We start from the raw sequence: 22,091 nt of genomic DNA, 5'->3' as shown, positions 1-22,091 counted from the left end.
CACAGGAGGCGACAACCGATGAAAGCCCATGTGCCACGACTCATTGCCACGCGGCTCGGTCTCGCGCTGCTCACGCTGCTGATCGTCTCGGCTATCGTGTTCGCCATGACCGGCCTGCTGCCCGGCGACGCCGCGCAGCAGGCGCTCGGCCAGGCGGCCACGCCCGCGCAGGTGGCGGCGCTGCGCCACCAGTTCGGCCTCGACCAGCCCGCGCTCACGCGCTATTTCGAGTGGCTCGGCCACGCGCTGACCGGCAGCTTCGGCACGTCGCTGTCGAACAACCTGCCGGTGAGCCAGCTGATCGCGACGCGCCTGCCGAACTCGCTGGTGCTCGCCGCCCTCACGACGCTGGTGTCGGTGCCGCTCGCGCTCGCCATCGGGATCTTCTCGGCGGTGTTTCGCGGCTCGCTGCTCGATCGCGTGCTGAACGTGCTGACGCTGTCGGCCGTGGCGGTGCCCGAGTTTCTCGTTGCCACCATCGCGGTGCTGATCTTCGCGGTGAAGCTGCGCTGGCTGCCCGCACTGTCGTATCTGTCCGACGTCGATTCGTTCGGCACGCTGCTGCGCATCTACGCCATGCCGGTGATGACGCTGTGCTGCGTGATCGTCGCGCAGATGGCGCGCATGACGCGCGCGGCGGTGCTCGACCAGCTGAATGCGCCTTATGTCGAGATGGCGCGGCTGAAGGGCGCGTCGCCCGCGCGCGTCGTGCTGCGTCACGTGCTGCCGAACGCGATCGGCCCGATCGCCAACGCGGTCGCGCTCAGTCTGTCCTATCTGTTCGGCGGCGTCGTGATCGTCGAGTCGATCTTCAACTATCCGGGTCTCGCGAGCCTGATGGTCGACGCCGTGACGAACCGCGACATGCCCCTCGTGCAGGGCTGCGTGATGGTGTTCTGCGCCGCATATCTGGTGCTGGTGCTGATCGCGGACCTGTGTCAGATCGTTTCCAACCCGAGGCTGCGTCAACGATGATCCGCTCCGCTCCTTCCCATGCGACGACCGTGCTCTACGACGCCGGCGACGGCGACGCGCGGCCCGCCGTGCCCGCCGACGCGGCCGGCGAGGCGGGCGAGGCCGCCCGGCCGGCCGCGCCCGCGCGGCGTCGTCCGCTGCGCCGCTTCGTCAGCCGCCTGTCCGTGCTCGGCCTGATCGGTCTCGCGATCGTCGTGTTCTGGCTCGGCGTCGCGTTCATCGGCCCGCTCGTGGCGCCGTACAAGGGCGGCGCGCTGACCTCGGGCGACATCTACGGCACGTACAGCGCCGCACACCTGCTCGGCACCGACTTTCTCGGCCGCGACATGCTGAGCCGCGTGCTGTTCGGCACGCAGTACACGGTCGGCCTCGCGCTCGCCGCGACCGTGCTCGCGAGCGGCATCGGCACCGCGTTCGGGCTCGTCGCGGCGGTCTCCGGCCGCTGGGTCGACGAGATCCTGTGCCGGCTGTTCGATGCGCTGATCTCGATTCCGAGCAAGGTGCTCGCGCTCGTCGCGATCGCGGCGTTCGGCTCGTCGGTGCCGATGCTGATCGCGGTGGCCGCGCTCGCGTACATCCCCGGCGCGTTCCGCATCTCGCGCTCGCTCGCGATCAACCTGATGACGCTCGAATACGTCCAGGTTGCGCGGGCGCGCGGCGAGCGGCTGTTCTACATCGCGCGCGTCGAGGTGCTGCCGAACATGATCCATCCGATGCTCGCGGATTTCGGGCTGCGCTTCGTGTTCATCGTGCTGCTGCTGAGCGGGCTGAGCTTTCTCGGCCTCGGCGTGCAGCCGCCGAACGCGGACTGGGGCTCGCTCGTGCGCGAGAACATCGGCGGCCTCGCGCAAGGCGCGCCTGCGGTGCTGGTGCCCGCGGTGGCGATCGCCACGCTCACGGTCGGCGTGAACCTGCTGATCGACAGCCTGCGCCGCCATAGCGGACGCGCTCACGGAGACGGAAAATGAACATGATCGAGGTGTCCGGCCTGCGCGTCGTCGCGGGCAGCGCGCCCGAGCCGGTCGTCGAGATCGTCCGGGGCGTCGATTTCACCGTGAAAAAGGGCGAGGTGCTCGCGCTGATCGGCGAATCCGGTTCGGGCAAGACGACGATTGCGCTCGCGCTGCTCGGCCATGCGCGCAGCGGCTGTGCGATCGCGGGCGGCGCGGTGCGGATCGGCGGCACCGACGTGCTGTCGCTCGACGAAGCGGGTCGCCGCGCGCTGCGCGCGCGCACCGTGGCTTACGTTGCACAGAGCGCGTCGGCCGGCTTCAATCCCGCGCGCACGATCATGGACCAGGTGACGGAGCCCGCGCTGCTGCACCGGCTGATGACGCCGGCGGCCGCGCGCGAGAAGGCGATCGGCCTGTTCCGCGCGCTCGCGCTGCCGGCGCCGGAGACGATCGGCGCGCGCTATCCGCACCAGGTGTCGGGCGGCCAGTTGCAGCGGCTGATGGCCGCGATGGCGCTGATCACCGATCCCGCCGTCGTCGTGTTCGACGAGCCGACCACCGCGCTCGACGTGACCACGCAGATCGAAGTGCTCGCGGCGTTTCGCAAGGTCGTGCGCGAACTCGGCACCACGGCGGTCTATGTGTCGCACGATCTGGCCGTGGTCGCACAGATGGCCGATCGTATCGTTGTCCTGAACAATGGAGCGGTGCGCGAGAACGGCGCCACGCTGCAGGTGCTCGATGCGCCCGTCGACGACTATACGCGCGCGCTGCTGGCCGCGCGCCGGCGTCCCGAGGCCGGGCCGCCGCTCGCGCCCGTGCCGGCCGAGGTGCCGCTGCTCGAAGTACGGCATCTGAGCGCGGGCTACGGACGCATCGATGCGCACGGCGTGCCTGCGGTGCGCGTGCTGAGCGACGTGAGCCTGAAGATCGGCCGCGGCAGCGCGGTCGGCGTGATCGGCGAATCCGGTTCGGGCAAGACGACGCTCGCGCGCGTCGTCGCGGGGCTGGTCGAGCGCGCGCGCGGCGACGTGCTGCTCGACGGCAAGCCGCTGCCCGCGTCGCTGTCCGCGCGCACGCCGGACCAGTACCGGCGCATCCAGATCGTGTTCCAGAACGCCGACACCGCGCTCAATCCGAGCCATACGATTGCGGACATTCTGGCGCGGCCGATGCGCTTCTATCACGGCCTGCGCGGCGCGGCCGCGCGCCGGCGCATGCTCGAACTGCTGGACCTCGTGAAGCTGCCCGCCGCGCTCGCGCAGCGCCAGCCCGGCGGCCTGTCGGGCGGGCAGAAGCAGCGCGTGAATCTCGCGCGTGCGCTGGCCGCCGAGCCGGCGCTGATCCTGTGCGACGAGGTGACGTCCGCGCTCGACACCGTGGTGGGCGCCGCGATTCTCGACCTGCTGGCCGAGCTGCGGCGCGAACTCGGCGTGTCGTATCTGTTCATCAGCCACGACATCTCGACGGTGCGCACGATCTGCGACGACGTCGTCGTGCTGTATGCGGGGCAGTGCGTCGAGGCGGGGCAGCGCGACGTGCTCGCCGCGCCGCCGTATCACCCGTACACGGGGCTGCTGGTCGATTCGGTGCCGGCGCTGCAGCCGGGCTGGCTCGATTCGCGGCGCGCGATGACGGGCGCCGCGTTGCCGGCGCTCGGGCCGTCGAGCGATGCGCGCGAACTGTGTCCGTTTCGCGCGCGCTGCACGGTGCGCATCGACGGCACCTGCAACGTCACGCCGCCGGCGATGAAGACGCTGCCGTCCGGCGCGCAGATCCTGTGTCACCACCCGGCTGCCGAACTGGAGAGGCTGCAGATGCTGCAATCCACCGCGAGGGCGGCCGCATGAATGCACGTTTCGTGAGGGTCGCCGAAACCGGACGCCCCACCTTCGAGATCCTGATCGACGGCCGCGTCGAGCGCGCGGCCGAAGGCGACACGCTGATGGTCGCGCTGCTCGCCGCGCAGGACGCGCTGCGCGACTCGGAGTTCGATGCCGGACGGCGCGCGGGATTTTGCCTGATGGGCGCATGTCAGGACTGCTGGGTATGGACCGCGCAGGGCGAGCGGGTGCGCGCGTGCACGACGCCGGCCGCGCCCGGCATGTCGATCGTCACGCGGCTGGCGCAAGCCGGGGAGGGGCTATGGCCGCGCGCGAGCCGCTGAAGGTGGTGGTGGCCGGGGCCGGGCCGGCGGGCGTGCGCGCCGCGCAGGCGCTCGTCGAGGCGGGGCTGCGGCCGGTGGTCGTCGACGAAGGCCGGCGTGACGGCGGGCAGATCTATCGTCGCCAGCCGGACGGCTTCCGGCGCTCGTACGACACGCTGTACGGCACCGAGGCCGCGCGCGCCGCCGCGCTGCATCGGGACTTCGATGCGTTGCGCGAGCGGATCGACTATCTGCCCGAGACGCTCGCCTGGAACGTCGGGCCGAACACGCTGCATCTCGCGACCGGCACGCAGTACCGGACGCTTGCGTTCGATGCGCTCGTCGTCTGCAGCGGCGCGACGGACCGGCTGATGCCGGTGCCGGGCTGGCATCTGGCCGGCGCGTACAGCCTGGGCGGCGCGCAGGTCGCGCTGAAATCGCAGGGCTGCGCGATCGGTGCGCGCACCGTGATGATGGGCACCGGCGCGCTGCTGTATCTGGTGGCCGCGCAGTACGTGAAGGCGGGCGCGACCGTGAGCGCGGTGCTCGATACGTCGACGTTCGGGCAGCGCGTGCGCGCGCTGCCCGATCTGCTGCAGGTGCCGGCGACGCTGCGCAAGGGCATCGCGCTCGCGCGCGTGCTGCGGCGCGCGCGCGTGCCGGTGTATCGCGGCGTGACGCCGCTCGCGATCGACGGCACGCCGGAGCACGGCGTCACCGGCGTGCGCGTCGCGCTCGCGGACGGCCGCGAGCAGCATATCGCGTGCGATGCGGTGGCGCTCGGCTATCACCTGCGCGCGGAGACGCAGCTCGCCGATCTCGCCGGCTGTGCGTTCACGTTCGACGCCGCCGCGCGGCAATGGCTGCCGCAGATCGACCAGGACGGCCGCTCGTCGGTGCCGGGCGTCTATCTCGCGGGCGATGGCGCGCGCGTGCGCGGCGCCGACGCGGCCGAGCGCGCCGGGCGTCTCGCGGCGCTCGCGGTGCTGCAGGACGCAGGGCTCGCGGGTGCCGGCGCAGGCGAGCAGTGCGCGCGGCTGCGTGGCGAGCTGGCGCGCTACACGCGTTTCGCGCAGGGCTTGCGCACGGCGTTTCCGTGGCCTGCGCACTTCGCCGGCGGGTTGCCGGACGACACGATCGTGTGCCGCTGCGAAATGATCACCGCGGGCGAATTGCGGCATGTCGCGCGCGACATGGGCGCGACCGAAGCGAATCGCGCGAAGGCGTTCTCGCGCGTCGGAATGGGCCGCTGCCAGGGACGCTTCTGCGCGCATGCGGGCGCCGAAGTGATCGCGGCGGCGACGGGCGTGCCGCTCGAACAGGTGGGGCGCCTGCGTGGACAGGCGCCGGTGAAGCCGTTGCCGATGGCGTTGATGCCCGCGCCCGGCTCGGCCGGATGCGCGCCGCCGGACGAGGCAGAGGGCGGCGCATGGTGTGCACAGGAGTGCAGCGAATGAGTGATCGCGCGGATGTCATCGTGGTCGGCGGCGGGATTGTCGGGACGTCGGCCGCATTTTTTCTGCGCCGCAGGGGCCGCTCGGTGATCCTGCTCGAACGCGGATTGACGGGACAGCAGGCAAGCGGCGTAAACTTCGGCGGGGTGCGGCGCCAGGGGCGCGCGCTCTCGCAACTCGCGATGTCCAATCGCGCGCTCGACATCTGGTATCGCGCGCAGTCGCTGCTCGGCGAAGACGTCGAGTTCCTGCCGTCGGGGCATACGCGAGTCTGCTATCACGCGCACGACGCCGAGTATTTTCATCGCTATGCCGCGCAAGCGCGCGCGTGCGGGCTCGATCTCGACGTGCTCGAAGGCGCGGCGCTGTTCCGGCGTTTTCCGTTTCTCGGCCGCGACGTGCTGGCCGCTTCGATCTCGCCGCGCGACGGCCACGCGAATCCGCGTCTCGCCGCGCCTGCGTTCGGCCGCGCGGCGGCGCGGCTCGGTGCGCAGATCGTCGAGCAGACCGAGATCGTGCGCGTCGAGAAAGAGGGCGCGGACTTTCGGGTCGAGAGCGCGGCGGGGCGCGTGTGGCGTGCCGGGCAGCTGCTCGTGTGCGCGGGGGCGTGGGCGGGGACGCTGTCCGCGCAGTTCGGCGAGCCGGTGCCGCTCGCGGTGCGCGGTCCGCAGATGGCGGTGACCGAGCCGGTGCCATACCGCTTCATCGAATCGATGGGCGTGTACACGTCGCACAAGGAGGAAAGCGTGTACTTCAGGCAGATCCCGCGCGGCAACATCGTGCTGGGGGGCGGCCTGCCGGGGCCTGCTGACGCAACGACGCGCCGCGCCGGCGTGCTGCCGGACAACACGGTGCAGCAGTGCGCGCAGTTTCGCCGGCTCGTGCCGGCGCTCGCGCCGCTGCACGTGATTCGCGTGTGGAGCGGCGTCGAGGGCTATCTGCCCGATGCCGAGCCGGTGATCGGCGCCAGCGCGACGACCGCCGGGCTCTTCTACGCATTCGGCTTTAGCGGGCAGGGCTTTCAGATCGGGCCGGGCGTCGGCGAGACGCTGGCGGAACTGCTCGATACCGGCCACAGCGATATTCCGCTCGCGCCGTTTTCGATCGCGCGATTCCAGCACGCGGCGCAGGCGGCCGCTGCACCGTCGACGCTGCACGAGGCGTCGTCATGAGTACCGTGAACGTGCAGACGCGTCCGCTCGACGATGCGCTGGCCTATATCGAAGCGAATTTCGACAGGACCGTCAGTCTCGCCGAACTGGCCGACCTGTCGGCGCTCAGCGTGTCGCGCTTCGCGACACTGTTTCGCGAGCAGGTCGGCCTGTCGCCTTACCGCTATCTGTGCCGCGTGCGCGTGCGTCGCGCACAGACGCTGCTGCTCGCAGGCGTGCCCGGCGCGGTGGTGGCGGCCGAGGTCGGCTTCTTCGACCAGAGTCATCTCGCACGGCATTTCAAGCGCTTTTGCGGCCTCACGCCGAGCGCATTCCTGCGCAAGGCGCGCACGCTGAAAGTGGCGTGAGCGAGGCGGCGCGCGATGCGCCGCCCGCGCACGCGATGCACGCATGGCATCGCGTGCGATATCGCGCGAACGCCTAACCACTATTTGGAGAAAGACGCAATATCGTGTCTCATTCATGCAAAAAGCGGACGCATTTTTGATGACCTTTCATTAATTTGTTGAGGTAGAGTCTCGCCGACGAGGTAGAACGCAGTACCGGGCTGGCCCGCACACACGTCGTATTCGCAGGCCTCGGCACGGGACTCGAGGGATTCGGAAAAATAAATTCAAAGCAGGAAATGCGTGATGCAGCAAGTGCAAGAATGTATTTCAACAAGCTGAATAATTCGGTGTGCTGAATGGAATACTGAAATGGCAGGCCGCATCCAGACGGGGTAACAATGCGCCGCGATCAAGACGGTCATGTCCCGGTTTTCGAACCCTTGAACTGAACCATGTGGAAGACTTATGAAAAACTTGTTTCGTATGCTGACGATTCCGGCCCTGCTGCTATGTGGCGGCAGCGTGTACGCGCAGAGCAGCGTGACGCTGTACGGCCTGGTGGACGAGGGGCTGAACTTCACGAACAACGCGGGCTCGGGGTCGGTGCTGAAGGTGCAGAGCGGCGACGTGGTGGGCAGCCGCTTCGGGGTGAAGGGCACGGAGGACCTGGGCGGCGGCACCTCGGCGATCTTCCTGCTGGAAAACGGTTTTAACGCGAGCAACGGGGCGCTGGGTCAGGACGGCCGGATGTTCGGTCGCCAGGCGTACGTGGGGCTGGCGTCGAAGGAGTACGGCACGGTGACGTTCGGTCGCCAGTACGATCCGACCATCGACATGTTCAGCGCGGTGAGTGCGGCGGGCAACTGGGCGGGCGACGTGGGCGCGACGCCGTTCGACAACGACAACACGGACTGGGATTTCCGGGTGAACAACTCGATCAAGTACGTGTCGCCGACGCTGTCGGGCTTCACCGGCGAGGCGATGTACGGCTTCAGCAATGCGACGGGCTTCGCGGACAACCGGCTGGTCAGTGCGGCGGGGCAGTACCAGTACGGCGGTCTGACGGCGGTGCTGGCGTACATGAACATCGACAATCCGGGCGACGGCAGCGCGGGGGCGGTGGCGGGCGACCAGGTGTTCACGGGGGCGTCGCAGGAGAACCTGGATGCGGCGCTGGCGTACAAGTGGAGCAAGCTGTTCCTGGCGGTGGACTACTCGCACACGAAGATCGACTCGCCGACGGGCAACGGGTATCTGAGCGGCTCGATCGATCCGGCCAACGGGGGCAGCTGGACGGGGTGGCAGTTCGACAACTTCGAGATCAACGGGCAGTACTACTTCCGCCCGAACTTCTGGCTGGGGGCGTCGTACACGTACACGCTGGGCAAGCTGGACACGACGGCGGGCAACTACAGCCCGAAGTGGCAGCAGGTGGCGCTGATGCTGGACTATGACGTGAGCCCGCGCACGTCGCTGTACATGCAGGCGGCGTACCAGCACGTGGACAGCGCGAACACGGGCACGCAGTTCGACGACGCGCAGCTGCTCGCGGCGGCGGGTCCGTCGTCGACGACCAACCAGGTGGTGTACCGCGTCGCGATGATTCACCATTTCTAAAGCGCTACGGCGCTACGGCGCTACGGCGCTACGGCGCTACGGCGCTACGGCGTCACGGCGTCACGGCGTCACGGCGCTACGGCGTCAAGGCGCTACGCGCCGTGCGGCGGCCATGCGGCCGTCGCGCGGGCCGGGGTAACCCGGCCCGTTCCACCCAGCCGAAAACGCCGCGCCGCTCAGTCGAACGGAACGCCGGCCTGCGCGAAGATGTCGTGCAGGCCGAGTTTCGGATACTTGCGTGCGACCACGCGCAGATCCTGCTGCATTTCCTCGATCAGCCACGCGCGCACTTCCGCGACGATCGGCCTCAGCGGCCGGTTCGCCGGCGTGACGAGACAGCAGCGGCGATTCGTCACGACCACCTCTTCCTCCGCTGCGCGCAGCGCATCGTGCGCGAGCCAGTACGACACGACGCTCAGCCAGCCGAGCGCGACGCCCTGGCCGAGCAGCGCGGCCTGCACGACGATCGCATAGTCGTTGAAGCCGAGCATCCCGGCGACGTGCCGCCCATGCTGCGCGAACGACGTGAAGCGCTGGTGCCAGCCGATTTCCTCGTCGTCCATCACGATCACCGTGTCGCCGTGCTCGCGGCCCGCGTCGTCGCGCATGCGCTCGTCGTAACGGTCGTTGCAGACCGGCAGCAGCGTTTCGGGCATCAGCAGTGCCGCGTTCTCGTCGATTTCTCCGTCGTGCAAAAAGCGCATGCCGAGGTCCACGTCGTGCAGCGGACCGCCCAGGCGCCCGGAGATCAGCTGAAAACGCAGGTCCACTTTCGGAAACAGCTGGTGCAGCCGGCTCATGCGCGGCATCAGCCAGTGTGTCGTGAACGCGGTGGACACCGACAGCGTGACCGACTCGACGCCGGTCGCGCGCGCCTCGATTTCGCGGATTGCGTTTTCGATTCCCTGAAAGCCGTCGGAGATCGCGCGATACAGGATCCGGCCGTTTTCGGTGAGTTCGATGCCGCCATGCACGCGCTCGAACAGACGCACGCCGATGTGGTCTTCCATGCGCGCGAGCATGCGGCTCACGGCGGGCTGGCTCACGTAGAGCTGCTGCGCGGCGCGCGTAAAGTTGCCGCAGCGCGCGGCTGCTTCGAACACGAACAGCGCGTTGGCGCTCGGCAGTTTTCGGCGAAGGTTCGTCATGACCTGATGTTATGCCCGATCCAACAATTTGGGAATTGCCGTCAATATTGGAGCGCCGTATATTTTTTCCCAACGCAGCCTTTTCAAGCGAGACAGACGCAATGGATGCACGTGCGAAAAAGGGAGTGTCGATCCGCTCCGCAACCAAGCACTACGGCCCGGTGGTCGCACTGGACGATGTCTCGCTCGAGATCGCGCCGGGCGAGTTCGTGTCGCTGCTGGGGCCGTCCGGGTCCGGCAAGACGACGCTGCTCGGCATTCTCGGCGGCTTCGTGCAGCCGAGTGCGGGCAGCGTGTGGGTCGGCGAGCGGGACATTACATTCGTGCCGCCGCACAAGCGCGAGATCGGCATCGTGTTCCAGAACTACGCGCTCTTTCCTCACATGAATGTCGGCGAGAACGTCGCGTTCGCGCTGCGCGCGCGGCGCGAGCCGAAGGCCGGCTGGGCGCGCAAGGTGGCGGATGCGCTCGCGATGGTCGAACTCGCGGGCTACGAGCAGCGCCGCATCAGCGAGCTCTCGGGCGGTCAGCGGCAGCGCGTCGCGCTCGCGCGGGCCATCGTCTTCGAGCCGCAACTGATCCTGATGGACGAGCCGCTGTCCGCTCTCGACAAGCAGCTGCGCGAAACGATGCAGATCGAGCTGCGCCGGCTGCACCGGCAACTGGGCGCGACGATCATCAACGTCACGCACGACCAGCGCGAGGCGCTGACGATGAGCGACCGCGTCGCGGTGCTGAAGGACGGCCGCCTCGTGCAGATCGATACGCCCGAGCGGCTCTACGACCGGCCGTGCGACGCGTTCGTCGCGAGCTTCATCGGCGAGGCGACGCTGCTCGACGTGCGCCGCGCGGGCGACGACGCGGTGCGCCTCGGCGAGACGGTGCTGCGCACCGCACATCCGCTGCCGCGCGGCGAGCGTCTGCTGCTCGCGGTGCAGACCGAGAAGCTCGTGATCGACGCGGGCGATCCGTGCGCCGGCGCAAACCGTCTGACCTGCCGCGTCACCGACGTGCTGTACCAGGGCGAGAGCCTGCGCGTGTTCGCCGCGCTCGCCGACGGCACGCCGATCAGCCTGCGCCAGCCGGGCGGCCATGACGCGCGCCGGCGCATCCCCGCGCCGGGCGCGCAGATGACCGTGGCGCTCGCGCCCGAGGACACGATCGTGGTACCCGCCTGACTCCGCTTGTCCGCCTGTGCACGGGCGTTCCCGCCGTGCGGCCCATTCACGCAAACTGCAAAGGGATGATGTAATGAAGCTCACCGATTTCAAGGTATTGACGTTCGACGTCGTCGGCACGCTGATCGATTTCGAAACGGGCGTGCTCGCGTCCGTGCGGCGGCTCGGCGGCGCCAGGGCGCAAGACCTGAGCGACGACCAGATCTTCGTGCCGTACATGCGCGGCCGCGCGACCTATCCGGGCCGTTCGAGCCACATGATGGCGCACGTGTACCTGTCGCTCGCGAAGGAGCTCGGGCTGCCCGACGACGCGCAGTCGGCCGCCGCGTTCCAGCGCGACGTGCTCGACTGGCCCGCGTTCGCCGATTCGGTGGCCGCGCTCAAGCGGCTGCGCCGGCACTACCGCCTCGTCGCGATGACGAACGCCGACCGCGTCGCGCTGTCCGCCTACGCGCATACGCTCGGCGATCCGTTCGACGACACCGTGTGCTGCGACGAGACCGGTGTCGCGAAGCCCGACCCGCAGTTCTTCGCGTATAACCGCGGCCGTCAGGCGGCGTTCGGCTACAAGTTCGGCGAGATCCTGCATACCGCGCAAAGCCAGTATCACGACATCGGCATCGCGACGAAACTCGGCTACGCGACCTGCTGGATCGAGCGCCGCCAGGGCCTGCGGGGCTTCGGCGCGACGCCCGAGCCGCAGGCCGTGACGACGCCGACGTACCGCTTCGCGACGCTCGCGGCGCTCGCGGATGCGGTCGAAGCCGAAGCGCGCGCGGCCTGACGATGCTCGCGCCGACCGTTGCGCACCGGCCCCCGCCCGAGTCGCTGTGGCGCGCGATGGCGGCGCGCGCGCCGCTGCCGCACGCGCGGGCGTGCGAAGCCGGACCGCTCGAACGCGATCTCGCCGTGGAGGTCGCGATCGTCGGCGCCGGCTACTCGGGACTCGCGGCCGCGCATGCGCTCGCGCAGCGCGGCGTGAGCTGCGCGGTGCTCGACGCGAATCCGGTCGGCTGGGGCGCGAGCGGGCGCAACGGCGGGGTCGTGTCGTCGAAGTTCCGGCTGTCGTTTCCGGCGATCGCCCGGATGCACGATCTCGATACCGCGAGACGCATGCATCGGCTCGCGCATGACGGCGTGCACACGGTGGAGTCGCTCATCGATACCTATGACCTTGCGCGCGCGGGCTTCGAGAAGACCGGGAGCCTGCGCTGCGCGCATACCGAGCGGGCGTTCGCGGCGATCCGCGCGGAAGCGGAGTGGGTGCGCAGCGCGCTCGGCGATGCGTCGATGAGCGTGCAGTCGCGCGCACAGGTTGCGCACGAAACCGGTTCGGACGGTTTTGTCGGCGGCGTGCTGAGCGCCGATGCCGGCACCATCCTGCCGCTCGAATACGTGCTGGGCCTCGCGCGCGGGCTCACCGCGCGCGGCGTGCCGATCTACGCGTCGACGCCGGTCGTCACGATCGGGCGTGGGGCGGGGGGCGTCACGCTGCAAGCGCCGGGCGGCACCGTGCGCGCGCGTCAGGTGATCGTCGCGACCAATGCGTACTCGGGGCTCACGCGCGCGACCGCGCCATACGAGCGCGAGCTCGTGCCGTTTCGCAGCGCGATCATCGCGACCGCGCGCTTGCCGGCCGAACTCGACGCGCAGTTGATGGTGGCGCGGCGCAGCTACACGGAAACGCGCCGCATGATGAAGTGGTTTCGCAAGGCCGATGGCCGCGTGCTGTTCGGCGGGCGCGACGCGTTCGGCAAGGAAGGCGAAACCGGCGGCTTCGACGCGCTGCGCCGGGCGATGGTCGCGCTCTTTCCGGTGCTCGCGGACGTGCTCGTCGAGTATCAGTGGTCGGGTTATGTCGGCATGACGTTCAACGCGCTGCCGCACGTCGGCCGCAGCGACGACGCGACCACCTTCTGCGTCGGCTACAACGGCGCGGGCGTGGCGATGGCGAGCCTCGTCGGTCAGCATGCGGCGGCGCTTGCGCTCGGCGAGCGGCCCGAACTCGCGCTGCTCGCGCAGGACGGCCTGAAGCCGGTGCCGTGGCGCGCGCTGCGTGCACCGGGCGTGCGGCTCGTGGCCGGCTGGTATCAGTTTCTCGATGCGGTGGGAGCATGATGACGACAGCAAAGCGTACCTTCGACGATCACGCGGCGCTTCACGCGGCCGCGGCCGACCCGTCGGTGCAGTACCGGCGCCGCGAGGACCGGGCGATGTTGCTGCTCCTCGCGCCGGCGCTCGCCGTCGTCGTGGTGCTGCTCGTCGCGCCGCTCGCGTGGCTGGCGTGGCAGTCGATCTGGCAGGGCGGCGCGTTCACGCTCGTGAACTACCAGCGGATTTTTTCGCCGGCCTATCTCGACACCTTCACCGAGACCTTCAAGCTGAGCTTCATCGTCACCGCGGTGACGCTGCTGCTCGGCTATCCGGTCGCGTACTTCGCGGCCTCGTTGCCGCCGCGGCGCGCGACGCTGATTCTGGGGCTCGTGATCCTGCCGTTCTGGACCAGCGTGCTCGTGCGCACCTACGCGTGGCTCGTGCTGCTGCAGCGCACCGGTATCGTCAACAAGACGCTGCTCTCGCTCGGGCTGATCGACCATCCGCTGCAGCTTTCGTATAACGCGCTCGGCACCGTGATCGCGATGGTGCACATCCTGTTGCCGTTCATGGTGCTGCCGCTTTACTCGGCCATGCAGAAGATTCCGCAGAATCTCACGCAGGCGGGCGCGAGCCTCGGCGGCTCGCCGCTGCACGTGTTCTGGCGCGTGTTCCTGCCGTTGTCGCTGAGCGGCGTCGTCGCGGGCGTCACGCTCGTGTTCGTGCTGTGTCTCGGCTTCTACATCACGCCGGAACTGATGGGCGGCGGGCGTTCGATCATGGTGTCGATGGTCGTGAGCAGCGACGTCGACATCTACAACAGCTGGGGTGCGGCGAGCGCGGTCAGCGTCGCGCTGCTGCTGTGCGTGTTCGCGATCTTCTGGATCGCCAGCCGCTTCATTCCGCTCGAAAAGACCCTGGGGACGAAATGACGCCACTTGCCCAACGCCTGCCGCTGCCCGGCGCGCATCGTCCGCGGCTCGCGCCGGCGCGCCTCGCGCTCGGCGTGCTCGTCGCGCTGATTCTCGTGTTCCTGATGCTGCCGATCGTGATCGTCGTGCCGCTGTCGTTCTCCGATACGCGCTTCATGACGTTTCCGCCGCCGGGCTACTCGCTGCGCTGGTATGACGCGTTCTTCGGCGACAGCGGCTGGATCGAGGCCGCGAAAACCACGCTCACCGTGTCGCTGAGCGCCGCGCTGCTCGCCACGCCGCTCGGCGTCGCGGCCGCGTATGCGCTGCAGCACGGCGCGCACCGGTCGATGCGCTATCTGCGCACATTGCTGATGCTGCCGCTGATGGTGCCGATCATCATCGTCGCGGTCGGCGTGTTTTTCGTGTTCACGCGGCTCGGCTACGTGAACACGCTGACCGGGCTGATCGTCGCCGATACGATGCTCGGCCTGCCCTACGTGCTGATCACCGTGGGTGCGGACCTGCGCACCTTCGACGCGACCCAGGAGATGGTGGCGCGCAGCCTCGGCATGAACCGGCTGCGCGCGTTCCTCGCGGTGACGCTGCCGCAGATTCGCGCGAGCGTCGTGTCGGGCGCGGTGTTCGTGTTCATCCAGGCGCTCGACGAGACCGTCGTGGCGCTGTTCATTTCCGGCGGCGCGAACCAGACGCTCACGCGCCGCATGTTCGTCACGCTGCGCGACGAGATCGATCCGACCATTGCCGCGATCAGCACGATGCTGACCGCGCTGACGCTGTGCCTCGTGCTGATCGTCACGCTGAGCCGCCGCCGCGCGGCGGCGCGATCCTGAGCGGCGCGCCGCGCGCGACCGGGCCACACCAACGGAGACTGCATGCGCAGTGCACTGCAACACTACATCGACGGCGCGTGGGTGGCGCCGTCCGGCAGCGGCCGGCTGCCGGTGATCGACCCCTGTACCGCGACGCCGTTCGCCGAAGTGGCGCTAGGCACGGCCGACGACGTCGCGCGCGCGGTCGGTGCCGCGCAGCGCGCGTTCGCGTCGTTTTCGCGCACGTCGCTTGCCGAACGCCTCGCGCTGATCCGCCGCGTGCTCGAGCGCTATCTCGCGCATTACGACGAGATGGCGCAGGTGATTTCGCGCGAAATCGGCGCGCCGCTGCCGCTCGCGCAGACGTGGCAGGCGGGGCTCGGCCGGCGTCATCTGGAGCAGGTGCTGCGGGCGAGCGAAACGTTCGCGTGGCAGCGCAGTAACGGCACGACGCTCGTCACGCACGAGCCGGTCGGCGTCGTCGCGCTGATCACGCCGTGGAACTGGCCGATCAACCAGATCGTCTGCAAGGTCGCGCCGGCGCTCGCGGCCGGCTGCACGATGGTGCTCAAGCCGAGCGAGGTGTCGCCGCTGAATGCCGCGCTATTCGCGCAGATCGTCGACGAGGCGGGCGTGCCGCCTGGCGTGTTCAACCTCGTGCACGGCGACGGTCCGACCGTCGGCGCCGCGCTGTGCGCGCACCCGGACGTCGCGATGGTGTCGTTCACCGGTTCGACGCGCGCGGGCATCGAGATCGCGCGCCTCGCGGCGCCGAGCGTCAAGCGCGTGCATCAGGAGCTCGGCGGCAAGTCGGCGAACCTGCTGCTCGACGACGCCGACTTCCGTGCGGCGGTGAAGGCGGGCGTGAACGCGTGCTTCAGCAACAGCGGCCAGTCGTGCAATGCGCCGACGCGCATGCTGGTGCCGGCGGCGCGGCACGACGAGGTCGCGGCGCTCGCGCGCGACGCGGCGCACGCGCACCGGGTCGGCCCGGCGGATGCCGAAGGCACGACGATGGGTCCGGTCGTGAACGCGAAGCAGTTCGCGCACGTGCAGCGGCTGATCGGCATCGGCCTCGAAGAGGGCGCGCGCTGCGTGGCCGGCGGCCTGGGCCGGCCCGACGGGCTCGCGCGCGGCTACTACGTGAAGCCGACCGTGTTCGCGAACGTCAGCCCGTCGATGACGATCGCGCGCGAGGAAATCTTCGGCCCGGTGCTGTCGATCATCCCGTACGACGACGAGGAACAGGCCATCGCGATCGCCAACGGCACGCCGTTCGGTCTCGCCGCCTGCGTGCAGTCGCGCGAGCGCGAGCGCGCGCGGCGGGTCGCGGCTCGCCTGCGCGCGGGCAGCGTGTACCTGAACTATCCGGCGTGGGATCCGGCCGCGCCGTTCGGCGGCTACGGTCAGTCCGGCAATGGCCGCGAATACGGCGAGTGGGGACTGGAAGCGTTTCTCGAAGTCAAGGCGATCGTCGGATACGGTTCGTAAATACGGTTCGTAAGGACGACGAATCAGAATGATCACGGCGCGTGCCGCAGCAGATCGGCGATGCGCTCGGCGATCATGATGGTCGGCACGTTCGTGTTGGCGCACGGAATCGACGGCATCAGCGACGCATCGCACACCGACAGGCGCTCGACGCCGTAGACCGCGCCGCGCGCGTCGGTCACCGCGAGCGGATCGTCGGGGGCGCCCATCCGGCAGGTGCCGCCCGGATGCCACGTGCCGCCCACCGCGCGCGTGACGAAGCCGGTCAGCGCGCGCTCGTCGGCGACGAGCGCCTCGATCGATACGCCCTGCGTGACGACGCGCCGGATCAGCGCGCCGCGCAGCGGGCCGGCGCTGTCGAGCAGCGCGCTCAACGCGCCGCGGCGCAGCGCATTCCACGCGCCGGGCACGGCCACTGCGGCGACGCGCGGCGAGTAGCTCGACGGGAACACGGTATCGCAGAGCGCGGCCATCGCCGGCGACGCGAGCGTTTGCGCGCCGAAGCGCAGCGCCTGCTTGAGCCGTTCGAGATCGCGCGGATCGGACAGCATGTCGAAATCGACCTGGGGCTCGTCGGCGGCGTGCGGCGTGGCGAGCGTCACGCGGCCGCGCGAATACGACTTGTTGACCCAGAAAAACAGCGTGCCGATGCGGTAGCCGAGCGCGTGCCAGCCGGAGCGCGACAGGATCGCGCCATGCATGTCGCCGGCCGCCGTGCCGGGCAGGCCCGACGAGAAGCGCACGACCGCCTGTTCGTGATGCTCGTGCGGAAACGGGGTGCGCGCGCGGCGCGGCAGGAACGCGGAGACCGCAATCGACGGATGCTCCATCAGGTTGCGTCCGACGCCCGGCCGGTCCGCCACCGGCGCGATGCCGAGTTCGGCCAGCGCGCGCGCGGGCCCGATGCCGCTGCGCAGCAGCAGTGCGGCGCTGTGAATCGCGCCCGACGACACGATCACGCGGGCCGCGTGGACGTCCTCCTGCGTGCCGTCGTCGCGCAGGAGGCGCGCGCCGGTGGTGCGCCGGCCGTCGAACAGCAGCGTGGTCACGGTGCAGCCGGTGCGGATGCGCAGGTTCGGCCGTGCGCGCACCGTGTCGTCGAGATAGCAGACCGAGGTCGGGATGCGCTCGCCCTCGTCGCTGACCGCAATCGCGCCGACGAACGTGCCGTCCTGCCACGGCCCGTTCTGGTCGTCGCGCAGCGGGTGGCCCTCGCGCTGCAAGGTTGCGAGCACGCCGCGCACGAACGGCGAGAGCCGCGCCCATGACGCGCGCTGGATCCGCAGCGGTCCGCTCGCGCCGTGCAGCGGACCGCTGAAATCGCAGTCGGTTTCGAGCTTGATGAAATAGGGCAAACAGCTTTGCCAGTTCCAGCCGCGCGCGCCGAGCGCTTCCCACTCGTCGTAATCGGCGGGCGCGCCGCGATTGGCCATCAGCGCGTTGATCGCGGAGCCGCCGCCGAGCAGCTTTGCCTGCTCGTAGCGGCGCGGCGTCGCGGGGCGGCTCATGCGCGCGCTCAGGTGCTGCCAGAGATTGCGGGCGTCGAGGTACGCGCGTCCCGGATAGCGGCTGCGGATTTCCGCGGGCATCGTCGCGTGCGACAGGTCGCGTCCGGCTTCGATCAGGCAGACGCGGGCGCGCGGATCTTCGGACAGCCGCGCGGCAAGCACGCAGCCCGCCGAGCCGCCGCCGAGAATCAGATAGTCGGTCACGTCGCTCACGTTGGGCAGGCGAGGGTTGGTTCGCAAAGGAAGGCAAGCAGGACAGCACGCGCGAGCGGCTCGCGGGCGAGGGTGTGCGATACCGCTATGCAGCGATACCGCTATGCAGCGATGCAGCGATGCAGCGATGCAGCAAAGCAGCAAAGCAGCAAAGCAGCAAAGCAGCAAAGCGGCGCCGGCGGGAGGGCCGGCGCTGCGTGCGTCATTGCTGCATGAACTTCAGCCAGCGGGCCCGCGCCTGGATGCCGGCGGGCGACGCCCACCACTCCTCGGACAGCAGTGCCTGCTGCGCGGCGTTCTGCGGCGAGCTGGGCAGTTCGGCCGCGCGCTGCGCGCTGATCTTGCCGGTCTTGAACGCGGCAGGATTGCCCGGACCGTAGTCGATGTAAAGCGGCAGGTTGGCTTGCAGGTCGGGCGACTCGGCCGCGTTGATGAAGCGAACCGCGTTGGCGAGATTCGGCGCGTTCTTCAGGATGCACAGCTGCGTGTTCTGCAGGATGCCGTCGTTGAACGTGAAGTCGATGTCCGGGTTGTCCTTGCGCACGGCGCTCGCGCGCCCGTTCCAGATCATCTCCATGTCGACCTCGCCGTCGTGCAGCAACTGCGCGGACTGTCCGCCCGAGGTCCACCAGACGGTGATGTACGGCTTGATCTGCTGCAGCTTCTTGTATGCGCGGTCGACGTCGAGCGGATAGAGCTTGTCGCGCGGCACGCCGTCGGCCATCAGCGCCGCTTCGAGCACCGTCTGCGGGTCGTTGCGCAGCGCGCGCGTGCCGGGGAAGTCCTTCACGTCCCAGAAGTCTTTCCAGCTGTGCGGCACTTTCTTCAGCGTCTTCTTGTTATACGCGATCACCGTCGAGTAGAACTCGTACGCGACCGACCACGGGGTGCGGTACTTCTCCGGCATGGCTGCCGCGTTCGGAATCTTCGAGAAGTCGAGCTTCTCGATCATTCCCTCGCGGCCGCCGCGCAGGCAGTTCGAGGTCGGCGTGTCGACGACGTCCCAGATCGGCTTGCCGGTGGCGAACTGCGCCTTGATCTGCGGCCACGCATCCGGGATGCTGTCCTGGTTGATCGTGATCCCGAGCATCTTCGCGGCGGGATCCAGGATCGCCTTGGTCTGCGCTTCCTGGTAGACGCCGCCTTGCGAGACGAACGTGATTTGCCCTGCGGCAAGAGCGGATGAACTGGCGGCGCCGAATGCAAGCATCAGGGCGACCGGGTATAACCTCGATAGGGTAATCACGGCTTTTCCTCGACACGGTTGAAGTGCTGAACGTCTTCGTGGTGATGCGTGGTGCTACCGCCGAGCGTGCCGCCCGAAGCCGGAAGCCAGAGGCCGCAAGCCGGATAGCGCGGGGGTTGACTGGCAATATAGTGAGTCAATATGGGCCCAGCAACACCGCAATTGTTGGAGCAGCCATGACAGCAGGTTATGGCGCACGCGCATCGCGCGCGCGACGATGCGCGCGGCGTGCGGCGACGCGCAGCGTTCGGGCGAACCCTGAGGTGAAACGGAGCGCACGCGGGAAGGCGGAGTGCGCGCGGACAGGAAGCGGCGCGCCGCGTGTGCGCACGCGGCGCGCGCATCCGGCTCAGCCCGCGCGGGAAATGCGCTGCTCGATGCGGCCGAGCCGCACCACGGTCACGCCGGGCCGCAACTGGCGCAGCGACGGCATCACGAGCATGCAGTCGTCGTAGGGGGTGCGCACCGGTTCGCCGTCGGACCAGCCGATCACGGTGCCGGCCGTGGGCATGACTTCGAGCCCCGTATAGGCGCTGGCGAAGCGAAAGTCCATGCTCTTCGCGACGACCGGCTCGGTGACGCGCACGATGCGCATCTCGGCGGGCAGCGGCTGAACCCAGCCGTCCGGCAGGTCGCCGGCCTCGACGATGCCCGACAGCAGCAGGAAACGCGCGGCGGTGTCGCGCGCGACGCGTACCGCGCCGGCTTCCCAGTGCTGTCCGCATTCGATCAGCAGCGCGTTCTTCGGGCTCGCGGGGTCGCCGAAGCCTTCGTAGTCGCGCATGCGGCGGCCTTCGGGATGGCCTTCGTCGCAGATCACCGTCGGCGGCGTGCCGAGTTGCGCGGCGAGGCCTGCGCCCTTCGCGAGCGGTCCGGCGACGATCAGCGGCGCGCTTTTCTCGTGCATCGAATGCAGGTCGAGCAGCAGGTCGACGGTGTCGATCACCGGGCGCATCGCGCGCGCGCGGCGCAGCTCGCTCGAATCGCGCGACAGGTCGTCCAGCGTCTGCGCGGTCCACACGCGGTTGAAGTCCTGATCGACGAAGCGCGCCGCATCGGGGCGCGCCGGGTCGAAGCGGCCATACGCGTCGACGTTCGCGAACGCGAGCGTGAGCCGGCCGCGCCGCGGGCGCAGCCCCGCGCGCAGCAGCGCGTCGACGACGATCGCGCCGCATACCTCGTTGCCGTGCGTGAGCGCATTGATCATCACGTGCGGGCCGGCGACGCCCGAGTCGAACGTGTGCACGTACGGGATGCCGGTATTGCCGGCCGCGTGCGGCGCGATGTCCGGAAACGCGACTTCGATCGGATAGGCCGGCGCGCTCATGCGAGGCCTCCCTGGCACAGGTATTTGATCGACAGATAGTCGTCGAGCCCGTACTTCGAGCCCTCGCGGCCGTAGCCGGATTCCTTCACGCCGCCGAACGGCGCGGCCTCGCTCGCGAGCGCGCCTTCGTTGATGCCGACGATGCCGGCCTCCAGCGCGCGCGCGACGCGCTCGATGCGGCGCAGGTCCTGGCTGTAGAAATACGACGCGAGACCGAACGGCGTGTCGTTCGCCGCGCGGATCGCGTCGGCTTCCTCGTCGAAGCGGAACAGCGGCGCGATCGGGCCGAAGGTTTCCTCGCAGCTCAGCTGCATGTCGGCGCTCGCGTCGGCGAGCACCGTGGGCGCGTAGAAGTGCGGGCCGAGCTCCGGCAGGCGCCGGCCGCCGGTGAGCACGCGCGCGCCGCGGCTCACGGCGTCGTCGACGTGCCGCGCGATCTTGTCGACAGCGCGCGCGTTGATCATCGGACCGATCTGCGCGGCCGGATCGGTTGCGGGCGCAACCTTCAGCGCGGCGACGCGCGCGGCGAGCCGCTCCGCGAAACGCTCGTAGACGCCCGACTGCACGTAGACGCGGTTCGGGCACACGCAGGTCTGGCCGCCGTTGCGGAACTTCGAGGCGAGCAGGCCGGTGACCGCGGCGTCGAGGTCCGCATCGTCGAACACGATGAACGGCGCGTTGCCGCCAAGTTCCAGCGACAGCTTCTTCAGCGTGTCCGCCGACGCGCGCGCCAGATACTTGCCGACCGGCGTCGAGCCGGTGAACGTGATCTTGCGCACGCGGCTGTCGGCGAGCCAGTCGGCCACGGCCGGCACCGCGTGCTCGCGCGACGCGCTGATCAGGTTCAGCACGCCGGGCGGCACGCCCGCTTCATGCGCGAGCGCGACGAGCGCGAGCGCGGTGAGCGGGGTGTCCTCGGCCGGCTTGCCGACCACGGTGCAGCCGGCGGCCAGCGCCGGCGCGATCTTGCGTGCGATCATCGCCAGCGGAAAATTCCACGGCGTGATCGCCGCGACGATGCCGACCGGCTCCTTCACCGCGCTCATCCGCTTGCCGCGCTGCTGCTGCGGAATCAGGTCGCCGTAGATGCGGGTCGCCTCGTCGGCGAACCAGCCGACGTACGACGCGCCGTACATCACTTCGCCGCGACCCTCGGCGAACGGCTTGCCCTGTTCGAGCGAGATCAGGCGGCCGAGCGCGTCCGCGTTCTCGACCATCAGCGCGTGCCAGCGGCGCAGCACCGCGGCGCGCTCGGCGGGCAGCGCGTCGCGCCAGGCGGGGAACGCGCGCGCCGCGGCGTCGGTGGCGGCGCGCGCATCGGCGGCGTCGCTGTCGGGGACCTCGGCGATCGTCTCGCCGGTGGCCGGATCGGTGACCGCGAAGCGGCGCCCGCTGGCGGCGGGCACCCATTGCCCGTCGATGAAGTTGGCCGGGTGAATCAGGTCACTGAGCGTATAGGGCTGGCTCATCGAAAGTCTCCTGGTTGATGGGGCGAG

The 22,091-nt window shown here is 69.4% G+C and carries 19 protein-coding genes; 14 read left to right on the top strand and 5 right to left on the bottom strand.

Features of this window, described 5'->3' with window-relative positions; genetic code table 11:
- Positions 1-18: 18 nt before the first annotated feature.
- From AC3AP7_RS24415 to AC3AP7_RS24380, 8 genes are all read left to right on the top strand, one after another.
- The gene (locus AC3AP7_RS24415; protein WP_487362880.1) at positions 19-975 is read left to right on the top strand and encodes an ABC transporter permease; all 957 of its coding nucleotides are present in this window, start codon (positions 19-21) and stop codon (positions 973-975) included.
- Entirely contained in the window at positions 972-1,943 is a 972-nt protein-coding gene (locus AC3AP7_RS24410) for an ABC transporter permease (RefSeq protein WP_487362879.1), read from the top strand. Before AC3AP7_RS24415 ends, AC3AP7_RS24410 begins: the two co-directional genes overlap by 4 nt.
- Positions 1,940-3,778, top strand: coding sequence for an ABC transporter ATP-binding protein (locus AC3AP7_RS24405; RefSeq protein ID WP_487362878.1), 1,839 nt, complete (start codon positions 1,940-1,942; stop codon positions 3,776-3,778). The genes AC3AP7_RS24410 and AC3AP7_RS24405 overlap by 4 nt, the downstream gene beginning before the upstream one ends.
- Entirely contained in the window at positions 3,775-4,095 is a 321-nt protein-coding gene (locus AC3AP7_RS24400; protein ID WP_487362877.1) for a (2Fe-2S)-binding protein, read from the top strand. The genes AC3AP7_RS24405 and AC3AP7_RS24400 overlap by 4 nt, the downstream gene beginning before the upstream one ends.
- Entirely contained in the window at positions 4,074-5,531 is a 1,458-nt protein-coding gene (locus tag AC3AP7_RS24395) for an FAD/NAD(P)-dependent oxidoreductase (RefSeq protein WP_487362876.1), read from the top strand. Before AC3AP7_RS24400 ends, AC3AP7_RS24395 begins: the two co-directional genes overlap by 22 nt.
- The gene (locus AC3AP7_RS24390) at positions 5,528-6,700 is read left to right on the top strand and encodes an NAD(P)/FAD-dependent oxidoreductase (RefSeq protein ID WP_487362875.1); all 1,173 of its coding nucleotides are present in this window, start codon (positions 5,528-5,530) and stop codon (positions 6,698-6,700) included. The genes AC3AP7_RS24395 and AC3AP7_RS24390 overlap by 4 nt, the downstream gene beginning before the upstream one ends.
- On the top strand, positions 6,697-7,047 hold the full coding sequence (locus AC3AP7_RS24385) for a helix-turn-helix domain-containing protein (RefSeq protein WP_487362874.1): 351 nt from the start codon (positions 6,697-6,699) through the stop codon (positions 7,045-7,047). Before AC3AP7_RS24390 ends, AC3AP7_RS24385 begins: the two co-directional genes overlap by 4 nt.
- 447 nt (positions 7,048-7,494) lie before the next feature.
- On the top strand, positions 7,495-8,646 hold the full coding sequence (locus AC3AP7_RS24380) for a porin (RefSeq protein ID WP_487362873.1): 1,152 nt from the start codon (positions 7,495-7,497) through the stop codon (positions 8,644-8,646).
- 176 nt (positions 8,647-8,822) lie between these two features.
- On the opposite strand, the gene AC3AP7_RS24375 is transcribed toward AC3AP7_RS24380, so the two are convergent.
- Entirely contained in the window at positions 8,823-9,794 is a 972-nt protein-coding gene (locus tag AC3AP7_RS24375) for a LysR family transcriptional regulator (RefSeq protein WP_487362872.1), read from the bottom strand.
- Positions 9,795-9,895: 101 nt separating this feature from the next.
- Between AC3AP7_RS24375 and AC3AP7_RS24370 the strand changes: the two genes are divergently transcribed.
- The 6 genes from AC3AP7_RS24370 (at position 9,896) to AC3AP7_RS24345 (ending at position 16,301) form a co-directional block, all read left to right on the top strand.
- The gene (locus tag AC3AP7_RS24370) at positions 9,896-10,972 is read left to right on the top strand and encodes an ABC transporter ATP-binding protein (protein WP_487362871.1); all 1,077 of its coding nucleotides are present in this window, start codon (positions 9,896-9,898) and stop codon (positions 10,970-10,972) included.
- 73 nt (positions 10,973-11,045) lie between these two features.
- Complete coding sequence (locus AC3AP7_RS24365; protein WP_487362870.1) at positions 11,046-11,756, top strand: HAD-IA family hydrolase; 711 nt, start codon at positions 11,046-11,048, stop codon at positions 11,754-11,756.
- A gap of 2 nt (positions 11,757-11,758) precedes the next feature.
- Positions 11,759-13,090 carry an NAD(P)/FAD-dependent oxidoreductase gene (locus AC3AP7_RS24360; RefSeq protein ID WP_487362869.1) on the top strand — a complete coding sequence of 444 codons (1,332 nt, stop codon included), beginning with the start codon at positions 11,759-11,761 and terminating at the stop codon, positions 13,088-13,090.
- Complete coding sequence (locus AC3AP7_RS24355) at positions 13,087-13,998, top strand: ABC transporter permease (protein ID WP_487362868.1); 912 nt, start codon at positions 13,087-13,089, stop codon at positions 13,996-13,998. Before AC3AP7_RS24360 ends, AC3AP7_RS24355 begins: the two co-directional genes overlap by 4 nt.
- Before the next feature lie 104 nt (positions 13,999-14,102).
- Complete coding sequence (locus tag AC3AP7_RS24350; RefSeq protein WP_487365003.1) at positions 14,103-14,831, top strand: ABC transporter permease; 729 nt, start codon at positions 14,103-14,105, stop codon at positions 14,829-14,831.
- A gap of 42 nt (positions 14,832-14,873) precedes the next feature.
- Positions 14,874-16,301 (top strand): aldehyde dehydrogenase family protein, encoded by a 1,428-nt coding sequence (locus AC3AP7_RS24345; protein WP_487362867.1) that lies wholly within the window; start codon positions 14,874-14,876, stop codon positions 16,299-16,301.
- Between the two features lie 32 nt (positions 16,302-16,333).
- Here AC3AP7_RS24345 and AC3AP7_RS24340 read toward each other — a convergent pair whose 3' ends face one another.
- The 4 genes from AC3AP7_RS24340 to AC3AP7_RS24325 form a co-directional block, all read right to left on the bottom strand.
- Positions 16,334-18,013: a GMC family oxidoreductase gene (locus tag AC3AP7_RS24340; RefSeq protein ID WP_487362866.1), complete on the bottom strand. Its 1,680-nt coding sequence runs from the start codon at positions 18,011-18,013 to the stop codon at positions 16,334-16,336.
- Between the two features lie 211 nt (positions 18,014-18,224).
- Positions 18,225-19,232 (bottom strand): ABC transporter substrate-binding protein, encoded by a 1,008-nt coding sequence (locus AC3AP7_RS24335; RefSeq protein WP_487365002.1) that lies wholly within the window; start codon positions 19,230-19,232, stop codon positions 18,225-18,227.
- 385 nt (positions 19,233-19,617) lie between these two features.
- Entirely contained in the window at positions 19,618-20,595 is a 978-nt protein-coding gene (locus AC3AP7_RS24330; protein WP_487362865.1) for a M14 family metallopeptidase, read from the bottom strand.
- Positions 20,592-22,064: an NAD-dependent succinate-semialdehyde dehydrogenase gene (locus AC3AP7_RS24325; RefSeq protein ID WP_487362864.1), complete on the bottom strand. Its 1,473-nt coding sequence runs from the start codon at positions 22,062-22,064 to the stop codon at positions 20,592-20,594. The genes AC3AP7_RS24330 and AC3AP7_RS24325 overlap by 4 nt, the downstream gene beginning before the upstream one ends.
- Positions 22,065-22,091 lie beyond the last annotated feature (27 nt).

This window comes from Paraburkholderia sp. PAMB 6770, assembly GCF_057748135.1.
This window is presented reverse-complemented; position numbering and strand designations above follow the sequence as displayed.

Bases quoted from the DNA above. Each gene is read 5' to 3' on its own strand.
- AC3AP7_RS24415 (WP_487362880.1), top strand. From the start codon at position 19: ATGAAAGCCCATGTGCCACGACTCATTGCCACGCGGCTCGGTCTCGCG.
- AC3AP7_RS24410 (WP_487362879.1), top strand. From the start codon at position 972: ATGATCCGCTCCGCTCCTTCCCATGCGACGACCGTGCTCTACGACGCC.
- AC3AP7_RS24405 (WP_487362878.1), top strand. From the start codon at position 1,940: ATGAACATGATCGAGGTGTCCGGCCTGCGCGTCGTCGCGGGCAGCGCG.
- AC3AP7_RS24400 (WP_487362877.1), top strand. From the start codon at position 3,775: ATGAATGCACGTTTCGTGAGGGTCGCCGAAACCGGACGCCCCACCTTC.
- AC3AP7_RS24395 (WP_487362876.1), top strand. From the start codon at position 4,074: ATGGCCGCGCGCGAGCCGCTGAAGGTGGTGGTGGCCGGGGCCGGGCCG.
- AC3AP7_RS24390 (WP_487362875.1), top strand. From the start codon at position 5,528: ATGAGTGATCGCGCGGATGTCATCGTGGTCGGCGGCGGGATTGTCGGG.
- AC3AP7_RS24385 (WP_487362874.1), top strand. From the start codon at position 6,697: ATGAGTACCGTGAACGTGCAGACGCGTCCGCTCGACGATGCGCTGGCC.
- AC3AP7_RS24380 (WP_487362873.1), top strand. From the start codon at position 7,495: ATGAAAAACTTGTTTCGTATGCTGACGATTCCGGCCCTGCTGCTATGT.
- AC3AP7_RS24375 (WP_487362872.1), bottom strand. From the start codon at position 9,794: ATGACGAACCTTCGCCGAAAACTGCCGAGCGCCAACGCGCTGTTCGTG.
- AC3AP7_RS24370 (WP_487362871.1), top strand. From the start codon at position 9,896: ATGGATGCACGTGCGAAAAAGGGAGTGTCGATCCGCTCCGCAACCAAG.
- AC3AP7_RS24365 (WP_487362870.1), top strand. From the start codon at position 11,046: ATGAAGCTCACCGATTTCAAGGTATTGACGTTCGACGTCGTCGGCACG.
- AC3AP7_RS24360 (WP_487362869.1), top strand. From the start codon at position 11,759: ATGCTCGCGCCGACCGTTGCGCACCGGCCCCCGCCCGAGTCGCTGTGG.
- AC3AP7_RS24355 (WP_487362868.1), top strand. From the start codon at position 13,087: ATGATGACGACAGCAAAGCGTACCTTCGACGATCACGCGGCGCTTCAC.
- AC3AP7_RS24350 (WP_487365003.1), top strand. From the start codon at position 14,103: ATGCTGCCGATCGTGATCGTCGTGCCGCTGTCGTTCTCCGATACGCGC.
- AC3AP7_RS24345 (WP_487362867.1), top strand. From the start codon at position 14,874: ATGCGCAGTGCACTGCAACACTACATCGACGGCGCGTGGGTGGCGCCG.
- AC3AP7_RS24335 (WP_487365002.1), bottom strand. From the start codon at position 19,232: ATGCTTGCATTCGGCGCCGCCAGTTCATCCGCTCTTGCCGCAGGGCAA.
- AC3AP7_RS24330 (WP_487362865.1), bottom strand. From the start codon at position 20,595: ATGAGCGCGCCGGCCTATCCGATCGAAGTCGCGTTTCCGGACATCGCG.
- AC3AP7_RS24325 (WP_487362864.1), bottom strand. From the start codon at position 22,064: ATGAGCCAGCCCTATACGCTCAGTGACCTGATTCACCCGGCCAACTTC.